The sequence below is a fragment of the Photobacterium sp. R1 genome, from assembly GCF_054600795.1.
Map to the genome: position 1 here is coordinate 1 of NZ_BAAHZP010000453.1, position 281 is coordinate 281.

Below are 281 nucleotides of genomic sequence, written 5' to 3' on the forward strand. Positions count from 1 at the left end.
AATCACTGCGTATTATGTTCCGTCATATTCTGCCCAACTGCCTGTCGCCGATCCTGGTGATTTCTACCGTGCAGGTGGCCAATGCCATTATGTCGGAAGCGGCACTGTCTTTCCTGGGACTGGGGATGCCCGTCGATCAGCCGTCACTGGGCTCGCTGATCAGCATCGGCTTTAACTACATCTTCTCGGGTTCCTGGTGGATCACTGCGTTTCCTGGCATTGTGCTGGTGACGCTGGTGCTGGTGATCAACCTGCTGGGTGACTGGTTGCGTGATGTCTTT

1 protein-coding gene is annotated in these 281 nt (G+C 54.8%); it reads left to right on the forward strand.

Annotated features, from left to right (window positions below; translation table 11 throughout):
• Nucleotides 1–281 (forward strand): ABC transporter permease (locus tag ACYP03_RS25820; RefSeq protein ID WP_459782652.1); only part of this gene is annotated, 281 nt, incomplete at both ends.